10 protein-coding genes are annotated in these 9,259 nt (G+C 66.4%); 6 read left to right on the top strand and 4 right to left on the bottom strand.

Annotated features, from left to right (window positions below):
- Positions 1 to 474 (bottom strand): phosphopyruvate hydratase (gene eno, locus MUO23_02800; protein MCJ7511883.1); only part of this gene is annotated, 474 nt, incomplete at its 3' end.
- Positions 475 to 614: 140 nt separating this feature from the next.
- On the opposite strand from eno, the gene MUO23_02795 reads away from it, so the two are divergent.
- The 4 genes from MUO23_02795 (at position 615) to MUO23_02780 (ending at position 4,213) form a co-directional block, all read left to right on the top strand.
- Complete coding sequence (locus MUO23_02795; protein MCJ7511882.1) at positions 615 to 1,784, top strand: cysteine desulfurase; 1,170 nt, start codon at positions 615 to 617, stop codon at positions 1,782 to 1,784.
- Between the two features lie 28 nt (positions 1,785 to 1,812).
- A complete protein-coding gene (mnmA, locus tag MUO23_02790) occupies positions 1,813 to 2,850 on the top strand; it encodes a tRNA 2-thiouridine(34) synthase MnmA (protein MCJ7511881.1) in 1,038 nt (345 codons plus the stop codon).
- Positions 2,847 to 3,185: a hypothetical protein gene (locus MUO23_02785; protein MCJ7511880.1), complete on the top strand. Its 339-nt coding sequence runs from the start codon at positions 2,847 to 2,849 to the stop codon at positions 3,183 to 3,185. The genes mnmA and MUO23_02785 overlap by 4 nt, the downstream gene beginning before the upstream one ends.
- Positions 3,186 to 3,379: 194 nt before the next feature.
- Complete coding sequence (locus MUO23_02780) at positions 3,380 to 4,213, top strand: hypothetical protein (GenBank protein MCJ7511879.1); 834 nt, start codon at positions 3,380 to 3,382, stop codon at positions 4,211 to 4,213.
- A gap of 15 nt (positions 4,214 to 4,228) precedes the next feature.
- On the opposite strand, the gene MUO23_02775 is transcribed toward MUO23_02780, so the two are convergent.
- Positions 4,229 to 5,296, bottom strand: a complete 1,068-nt coding sequence (locus tag MUO23_02775) for a L,D-transpeptidase (GenBank protein MCJ7511878.1) — start codon at positions 5,294 to 5,296, stop codon at positions 4,229 to 4,231.
- 123 nt (positions 5,297 to 5,419) lie between these two features.
- Here MUO23_02775 and MUO23_02770 point away from each other — a divergent pair, with 123 nt between their 5' ends.
- Together MUO23_02770 and MUO23_02765 are read left to right on the top strand one after the other, a co-directional pair.
- The gene (locus MUO23_02770) at positions 5,420 to 5,860 is read left to right on the top strand and encodes a hypothetical protein (GenBank protein ID MCJ7511877.1); all 441 of its coding nucleotides are present in this window, start codon (positions 5,420 to 5,422) and stop codon (positions 5,858 to 5,860) included.
- Positions 5,861 to 5,895: 35 nt separating this feature from the next.
- Positions 5,896 to 6,195 carry a YtxH domain-containing protein gene (locus MUO23_02765; protein MCJ7511876.1) on the top strand — a complete coding sequence of 100 codons (300 nt, stop codon included), beginning with the start codon at positions 5,896 to 5,898 and terminating at the stop codon, positions 6,193 to 6,195.
- 126 nt (positions 6,196 to 6,321) lie between these two features.
- Here the strand turns inward: MUO23_02765 and MUO23_02760 are convergent, their stop codons facing one another.
- Positions 6,322 to 7,944 (bottom strand): NAD(P)H-hydrate dehydratase, encoded by a 1,623-nt coding sequence (locus MUO23_02760; protein MCJ7511875.1) that lies wholly within the window; start codon positions 7,942 to 7,944, stop codon positions 6,322 to 6,324.
- A gap of 36 nt (positions 7,945 to 7,980) precedes the next feature.
- Positions 7,981 to 9,259 (bottom strand): hypothetical protein (locus MUO23_02755; GenBank protein ID MCJ7511874.1); only part of this gene is annotated, 1,279 nt, incomplete at its 5' end.

Genomic DNA, 9,259 nt, shown 5'->3' with positions numbered 1-9,259 from the left:
GCCGGTGTGGGCGCCCCCGTTGAGGATGTTGAGCATCGGCACGGGCAGCACGTGGGCGTGCACGCCGCCGATATATCGATACAGCGGCAGCTCGAGCGAGTTGGCCGCCGCTTTGGCCACCGCCAGGCTGACCCCCAGCATAGCATTTGCGCCCAGGCGCGACTTGTTCTTCGTGCCGTCGAGCTCGATCAAGGCCAGGTCGATGGCACGTTGCTCCACCGCATCCCATCCGAGCAGAAGCTCCGAGATGGTGGTATTGACGTTCTCCACCGCTCGCCGGACGCCCTTGCCGCGGTAGCGGTCCTTCTCACCGTCGCGAAGCTCGAGGGCTTCGTGCACGCCGGTTGAGGCTCCGGAGGGAACGGCCGCTCGGGCCCAGCTCCCGTCGAGCAGGATCACCTCGACTTCGACCGTCGGGTTGCCGCGCGAGTCGAGGATCTCGCGTCCGCTCACAGATTCAATGATGGTTGTCATTGGGGTTGGGACTCCTTGCATCGATCGTCGCCGGGATTATACCTGCCGCCACCGACCGGGGATGTGTGCATGAACACCCCGCGCCTCTGCAGTTCATCGGCCTTCGCGCCCTGCGGAATCGCGCATGTTAGAATGCCGCCATGGCCTCACCATCGGTCTACCTGGACTACGCGGCAAGCTCGCCTGTCCGCCCCGAGGTGCTGGCGGCGATGCAGCCGTACTTCGACCTCGAGTACGGGAACCCATCTTCCATCCATGCCCTGGGCCAGCGGGCCGAAGCCGTCATCGAGCACGCACGGGCGGACGTTGCCGGCGTGCTCGGGTGCCGGCCGGAGGAGGTCATCTTCACGAGCGGGGGCTCCGAGAGCGACAACCTTGCGCTGCGAGGCACAGCTTTTGCGGCCCGTGAGCAGCGCGGCGCCTCCCGGATCCTGACCACGCCCGTCGAACATCCTGCCATCCTTCGGACGGCCGAGGCCCTCGCTCGGCATCATGGCTTCACCCTCGACTTGCTCCCGGTGGATGCCGGTGGGCGCGTCGACCCAGATGAATTTCGCCGCCGGCTGTCATCTGACGTCGCCATCGCCTCGGTGATCCACGCCAACAACGAAATTGGGACCCTCAGCCCCGTGGTCGAGCTAGCCCGCCTGTGCCGGGAGCAAGAGATCCCCTTTCACTCTGACGCCGTCCAATCCGCAGCCCACCTCGACCTGCGCCCGCTGGGCTCGTCTGGCGGGATGCTGTTGTCGATTGGCGGCCACAAACTCTACGGCCCCAAAGGCATTGGCGTCCTCAAACGCAGCCTGGAGTCCGAGCTTCTTCCCCAGGTCACCGGCGGCGGACAGGAGCACGGCCTGCGCTCCGGCACCCACAACGTCCCGCTGATTGCAGGCATGGCCGCCGCCCTCAAGCTGGCCCAGGCCTCCCGCCCCGTCGACCAGGCCCGCCATGCGGCGCTGCGCGACATGCTCCTGCGCAGGATCCCGGGCGAAATTCCCGAGGCCCGAGTCACGGGCCACGCCAGTCAGCGCCTGCCCAACCACACCTCCTTTGCCTTTCGCGGTGTTGATGGCACTGCTTTGGTCGCCGCCCTGGACCGCAGGGGATTCGCCTGCTCATCAGGCTCGGCCTGCAAGACCGGCGATCCCACTCCTTCGGGCGTGCTGCTGGCGCTCGGCCTGACTCCCGATTGGGCCCTCGGCTCCTTGCGAGTGACGGTCGGGCGGGATACAAGTGCCGACGATATCGGCGCCTTCCTGGATACCCTCCCCGGCGTGATCCAGGCCTTGCGAGCGGCCGGGCCCGGCTAGGCAAATGGCGCGGATTGTGGCTGTCGCAATGAGCGGCGGTGTCGACAGTTCCGTCGCTGCTACCCTGCTGGCCGGTGCCGGCGACCAGGTCTTCGGCCTGATGCTTCGCCTGTGGAGTGATCCCGACCGCGGGGTCAACCGCTGCTGTGCGCCCGAGGACGTGGTCCGGGCCCGCCAGACCGCCGCCACCCTGGGAATCCCGTTCTACGTCCTCGACGCCCAAGAGCCCTTTCGGGAGGCTGTGGTTGAGACGTTTGTGCGTGGCTATGCGCAAGGGCTCACCCCCAATCCATGCTTCACCTGCAACCGCGAGATCCGCTGGGGTTTTCTGCTGCGCCAAGCCCTGGCGATGGGCGCCACCCACCTGGCGACCGGCCACTACGCCCAAACCGACCTCAGGCGTGGCTCCTGGCGGCTGCTGCGCGGCCGCGACCCCACCAAGGATCAATCGTATGTCCTCTCCGTCCTCGGTCAGCACGAACTCGCCCATGCCCTATTCCCGCTCGGCCGGATGACCAAGCACGAGGTCCGCAGCCTCGCCCGGGATCGGGACTTGCCCGCCAAGGATCGGGCAGACAGCCAAGACCTGTGCTTCCTCGGCGGTGGCGATTACCGGGACTTCCTCGCCGACCGAGTCCCCGATGCTCACACGCCGGGTCCCATCCTCAACTCCCAGGGCGAGTCGATCGGGGTACACGCGGGCCTGTCCAACTACACCGTCGGCCAACGCAAAGGCATCCGCCTGGCCACGCCGTCGGCGCTGTATGTTCTCGAAAAGCGTCCCGAGGCCAATGTCCTTGTCGTTGGCCCCAGGCCCGCCCTCGGGCGATCGGAGTTCCCGGTGGGCGACCTGCACTGGGTGGCAGGCCGCCCGCCATCATCCTTGCGCGGCCTGAGGGTGCAGGTGCGCTACCGCTCGCCAGCAGTCCCGGCTACAATCGAATTGTTGAAGCCATCCCAGGCGCTGGTACGCACGGCCGACCCCGTGGCAGAGGTCTCCCCGGGACAGGGTGCGGTTTTCTTTCGTGGATCAGAGTGTCTGGGCGGCGGGATGATCCTTCCATGACGCTGCAGAGCATTCTGCTCGGATTCGTGATCGCCACCGGCTGCGGCCTGCTCTTCCACCTCGTGCGAGGGGGACCCTTGCCCCGAGTTGGCCTGTATATCCTGGCTGCCTGGATCGCTTTCTGGGCAGGGCAGCTGCTGAGTCTGTTCACCGGCTGGACGTGGGGTCGGCTGGGCACATTGAACCTTGTACCGGCACTTGCCGCGACCGTCGTCGGGCTGCTTGCAGCCAGCATCCTGGCCGGCAGCCCGGGCGGATGGAAGCGGCTTTTGGAGCCGCACGACGACTCCTCGAGCGACGAAAACGAACCTCTCCAAGGCGGACCGTCCGCCTGATGTGTGGCCAACCCTTCAGGACATGCGACACTCGGTCGAATGGGGGTGGACGCTCGTCCCGAAGCGTCGTGGCGGCGGTGGCGTTCTTCCTGACCTTGGCCGCGGCCGCTTGCCTCCCCTCGCCGACTCCCCAGCCAACACCAAGCCCAACACCTCTACCGCCCACTCCAGCCCCCACTCTCGAGGTTCCTTCGGTGCTGTTGGTCCGCCCGGAGGGCAGCTCGTTGGTCACCCAGGGGTTGGTGGACACCCTGGCGGCGCTGGCCAACGAGAGCGGACTTGCGCTCAACTTCACTGATGGTCTTCTGCCGGCCAAGATCACCGCCGCCACGCGCCGGGTCGTCGTCGAGTCCGGTACGCCCCGACTGGAGGAATTGGCCGCAGACAATCCGCAAGCCCAGTTCCTGGTGATCGAGGCCGGCGGAGTCGTCCTGCTGCAGCCCGGCGCCTTTCCCGTCGACGACCCGTTCGAGGCCAAGCGGTCCTTTGCGGCGGGGTATGCCGCTTCCTTGTTGGCACCCGAGGCGCGGATCGGCGCCGTGCTGCCGGCTGCTCTCCCCTCAGCCGGGGAGGGTTTCTTCCAGGGAGGGGTCTATGCTTGCGGGCTGTGCAACCCGCCCTACCCGCCGTACGCCGACTATCCCCTGACGACGGTCAGCACCTCCGACGAGGAGTCCCTGGCCGCGCTCGAGGGACTGGCCGTGCAGGGCGTCAGCACGGTCTATCTGGGAAGAGGGATCGCGAGCCAGGAAGTCGCCCTGGCAGCCTCCGACTTGGGCATGCTGATCGTGGGCGCCGAGCCGCCCCCGCCGGGCGCCTCGGACACCTGGGCAGCCACGATCTCGGCCGATCTCCCCGCTGCCCTGCGCCAGGCATGGGGGGATGACGGCGCGTCGCCTGCGAACTGGGTTGCACCGCTGCAGATGGAATACGTCGACCCGGACTTGTTCAGCCCGGGCCGTCAGGATGATCTCGTGCGGTTGATCGATCGGCTGGAGAGCGGCGCAGTTCGCGTCTTGCTCGACTAGCTCGGCGCGAGACGTCTAGCCCTCGACGACCTCAACGATCGTTCCGCCCGGCATTTCGACGGTCCCATCCCCGGGATCATAGGGCACGTGCGGGCGCGACCAGCGAAACACCCACTTGGCGTCTTCCGGTCGGGCGTTTACGCATCCGTGAGACATCGGCTCGCCGAAGTTGTTATGCCAGAAGGTGGAGTGGATCGCCACCCCGTCGCCACTGAAGAGCGACGTCCAGGCGACGCCTGGCAGGTCATAGCCGGTCGCCGTCGAGCCGCCGCTCATGTGCGTCGAGATCAGCTTGCGCCAGATCGGATGAGGCCCCAAAGGGGTCGACCACTTGTCGACCGGATTGCCTTCGGCATCGAACTTGGCCCCCGAGGAGATCCGGCAGTAGTACACCTCGCTGCGCCCTTCGAAGCACGAAAGGGTCTGCCGGAGCAGATCGACGATTACTCGCTTTTCCTCGACATCCGGCGAGATCGGCGCCAGCTCATCGTCGGTCAGCGGACGGAAGGCCGAGGCCTCCGCCAAGAGCAAATCGCCGTAGCCGTAGCGTTCGTTTACCCGATATTGCACGCTCTCGCCCTCGGATTGCACTTGGTCAATCCAGACGACCTGGCTGTAGTACAAGCGAGGATGCGCGGCCTGGCGCAGGTACGGAGATCGTGCGGGCGGATTGTCGAGGCTGAGGTCCACGTATGGGACGGTCACCTCCGCCCACATGCCTGGCCCTAGGCTGGTTTCTCGAAGAGAGCTGACCGGGATGTTCGGCAGGTTCAGCACCGGTTGCAGCCGCGAGGCCCAGACGTATCCGCCCTCGGTTTCGACCCAGCGCTGATTGACGCTCCAGCGGTACGAACCCGCGACCTCGGCCAGCCACGGCACGACGGCGTCATCGTACAGCTGCCCTACCTCCGGGCTGTCGTAGTCCGGCTGGGCGCGCACGGCGACCTGGCCGGAGACCACCCGCCCTAGGCGGGGGGAGTCGGGGAATTCGGATTGGGCCAGGAGAGGCGGGGCCGGCAGCATCCATGCGCCAGCCCCGCCAAGACCTGCCTTGAGAAATCCTCGACGCGACAGTGTGGTCATGCTAGAAAGAACTCCCAGCGGGGATTAAACCACAATCCTTCCCGATCTCCCGGCTTCTCATCCAAGCCTTAGCCAGGCTGAAGCTCCGGCTGAACGGTATGCTATAATCTTTGAGCAATGTCCATGCCCGGCGAGACCATCCCTACCCCCGAGCTCCCGCTAGAGGAGAAACATTCACAGGCCAGGCGCACCGGCATCGTGGTGGGTATCATCGCCGCGGCGGTGCTGCTCCTGGCGGGGGTCTTGATCGCCATCTCGCTGATGGTCCAAAACCCGGCGACAACGGAAACCCTGCGAGACGTGGCCATCATCCTGCTCGCGCTGGAGGGGTTTCTGATCGGCCTGGCGCTGATCGTCCTGATTGTCCAGATCGCCCGTCTGACCGTGCTGCTCGAAAACGAAGTCAAGCCAATTCTCGAATCCACCAATCAGACCGTGAATACCTTGCGCGGTACGACCATGTTCCTGAGCGACAACCTCGCCACCCCCGTCATCCGCGCCAACAGCTTCGTGGCGGCAGTGCGGCGAGCCCTGGCTCTTATCCGACCCGGCGTCTTCCGCTAGACCCCGATTCATACCGACCCCAGAGGAGGTGCACAATGTCAGACCGAGGAAGTGAACTGCCCGCCTTTTTCATAGGAGTGTTGCTTGGTGGCCTCGTCGGCGGAATTGTTGCGATCCTGTTCGCGCCGCAGTCCGGCCAGGAGACCCGCCAGCTCATTCGGGACAAGAGCATCGAGTTGAAGGATCAGGCCTCAGAGTACGCCCAGCAGGTCGGCGACAAAGCCGGCGATTTTGCCCAGACCGCCGGGCAGAAGGCCCAGGAGCTTGGCCAGAAGAGCCAGGTCCTGATCGAAGAGCAGACGGCCAAGGTGGCGGGCAAGCCCAAAGCCACCTAGAACTCCGCACCCCGGCCCGAAGTCCGGCTGCCCAAACGCCGGCATGCGTCCTGCCAAGCGCGGCGCGGCCCAACTAGGCCGCGCCGTTTCGAATCGGACGCCCTGGGCCCGACCGGCTCGAGTCCGTCACTCATCCTGCAGAACGGCCATGATCGCCTCCGGCAGATAGTCCGCAACGTCGCCGGCGAGAACGCTGGCCGTTGCGCCAACTCCAGCCGCCGCCAGCTCCCCGGCAAGCCCGTGGAGATAGGCCCCGGTCAGGGCAGCCCGCACCGGTGGCATCCCCTGTGCGAGCAGTCCGACGATTGCGCCTGCCAGGACGTCCCCGGTACCACCTCGGGCCAGGGCAGCTGTCGCGAACGGCAGCACATACGCCTCCCCCTCGGGGGTGGCGACCACCGTGTGGGCGCCTTTTAGAACAACAATCTGGCGCCAAGCGCCGGCCCATGTCCGGGCGGACTCCAACCGGTTACCTTGGATTGTCTCCTTCGCCACGCCAGTCATCATCGCCATTTCGCCGGGATGGGGCGTGAGCACGCTCGGCCCGGGGAGCCGAGACGGCCAGTCCTCCAGGCTTGCCAGCAGCGTCAGACCGTCGGCATCGACGACGATCGGAGGCAAAACCGGAAGGGCCGGACTTCCTTTCGCATCGCTGGTGTGGAATCCGATCCTGGGCTTGCCGCGCTGGCCGAGCAGCCTGGCCAAGAATTCCCGCGTCGTCGCCTCGTGCCCCAGACCCGGCCCAATCAGCAGCGAATCACAGGCGGGCATCTCGCGCAGCAGGACAGGGGCCGCCTCGGCCGCAATCACGCCCGTATCATGCGGCAACAGGATCCATGTTGCTTCCGGCAGCAGCGGCACGATTCCAGCCTGTACCGGAGCGGGAACGGCCAGGGTCACCAGCCCCGCGCCCACCCGGTAAGCTCCCAACCCGGCAAGAGCCGCGGCCCCGGGGAAATTCGAGGAGCCAGCCACCACCAGGGCGCGGCCAAACGTGCCCTTGTGGGAGTCTCTTGGGCGCGGCGGGAGCCATCCGACCAAATCCTTCGCCTCGAGCAGGAAGGCGCGGATGGATTTCAGTTCAGCCATTTCCGGGTCCAGCCCGATATCCCCCACCACCAGCTCCCCGGTGAGCGCTGCCGCCGGGAATTCGAGCAGCCCCTTCTTGACCGCGGCCAGGGTGATCGTCAGGTCGGCGGCAAGCGCCTCGGGCGCCACCTGTCCGCTGTCGGCGTCGACGCCGGAAGGAGAATCGACGGCCACCACGAGCGGTCGCGGAGCGCGGCTAGCGAGCTCGCCCTGGGCCATGCCCAGGAGCTCCTGCGCCTCACCCTGGAGCGGCAGGCGAAAACCCGTCCCTAACACCGCGTCCACCACGATCTCGGCCGTGGCCAGCAGATTCTTCAGCACCCGCCAGCGCTGGTCTTCACCCGCGACCGCCACGAGCAACTGCATCTTGCGCACTGCTGCCAGGTTCGAGTCGGACTCGGGTCTGGGTTTCGCCAGATAGAAGGAAACCTGGGCGCCACGATCGGCCAGCAGCCGGCCCGCCACCAGTCCATCCCCGCCATTGTTCCCTGGTCCAATCAGGATGCAGACTCGCTTCGCATCCAAGGTCGCAAAGCGTTCGGCGATCGCTTGCGCCACCACCTCTCCGGCCCGATCCATCATCTGGGCGTACGAATGGCCGCCGGCATCTGCCGTACGCTCGATCGCCCTCATCTCTTCACAGGTTACGATCCGCTCCACGATTAACCTCCTTGCAGGAGTTCGCCCGGGAAACCGCTACGCCGGGCGCGCCAGCCCCAACCGCTTGAGCGTCGCCGGTTGCGGCTGGCCTGTTCCCGGGTCCCAACCGCGGGCCGCGTAGTAGGCCTGAAGCATCGAAGCCAAGTCCGGCACGTGTCCCGCAGTTCCGCCCTCCGCCAGCGGCTCGAGCAGGAGCGGCGGAAGGACGTCCGATCCTGGCTTCAGCCCAAGCCGGGCGTTGATCAGCCGCTTGAGGTTGAAGCTGCGCTCCCCGACTTCCACGAGTTCCGCCAGGCCGTAGTCCAGCCCTGTGGCGAGGTTTACCAGGTCCCGCAGGTCCTGCGCCGCGATGTTGGAGAAGATGCAGATGACCAGTGCGTTTCCCAGCGAGCGCCAATCCTGGTGGCGGGCTACGTTTGCGGCCTTGGCGGCCCCGTCCCAGCGATCGAACAGGTTCACACCGACTTCTTCGTTGGTGTGGCCGAGCCCATCGACCAGAAAGTAGTCGCTCTGATTGTGGCAGGCACCCCGCGGCGAGGTCGCGTACACCAGCGCCATACCGGACGCTCCGCGCGGATCGTGGTACGGCACTTCAAGACCATTGACCTGCACCGCCAGTTCCGGGTGCCCCACCGCCTCGGCCAGGGTTTTGGCGCCTCGGGCCAGTTCGGCGCCGAAGCCCTCCCGCTTGGCCGTCTTGTGCACCAAGGCTTCGATCGCCTGAGTGTTGCCCCAGCGAAGCTCCAATCCATCGGTGTCCGCGGCCGAGAGGTGGCCACGTTCGAAGAGCAGCAAGGCCAGCCCGATGACGTTGGAAACCGAAATCGTATCCATGCCATAGCGGTCGCAAACCACGCCCATTCGGGTGACGAAGGCTGCATCGCTCACGCCGAGGAGCGGGCCGAAGCCGACCGTGGTCTCGTACTCCGCTCCCTTCTGCTCCGGCGAGTTGGCGAAGCGAACGACGCGCCCGCAAGCGATGACACAGCCATGGCAGGTGCTCGGGCGCACCAAGGCCGTCTCGGCAATGGTCGTGCCCGAGACGCGCTCGACGTCCGGGAACAAGCCGCCGGTGAAGTAGCGCTTAGGCATCGTTCCCAGGAACTCCCAGTACTCGGCGCTCCCGGCTGTTCCCGTCTGGCGAAGCGATCGGGAGAGATTGTCCTCTCGCAGAGCCAGATTCACTCGGCGCCGGAGTTCGGCGAACCGTTCCGGGTCCGCCAGCGGGATCGGCCGGCTAGCGCGGCAGGCCACCGCCTTGAGGTTCTTCGAGCCCATGACTGCGCCTAGCCCTGTTCGCCCGGCGACGCGTCCG

It is taken from the genome of Anaerolineales bacterium (genome assembly GCA_022866145.1).
In the GTDB taxonomy this organism is placed as follows: domain Bacteria; phylum Chloroflexota; class Anaerolineae; order Anaerolineales; family E44-bin32; genus PFL42.
Note: the sequence above shows the minus strand (reverse complement) of the source record. Positions and strands in the feature narration are given on the sequence as shown.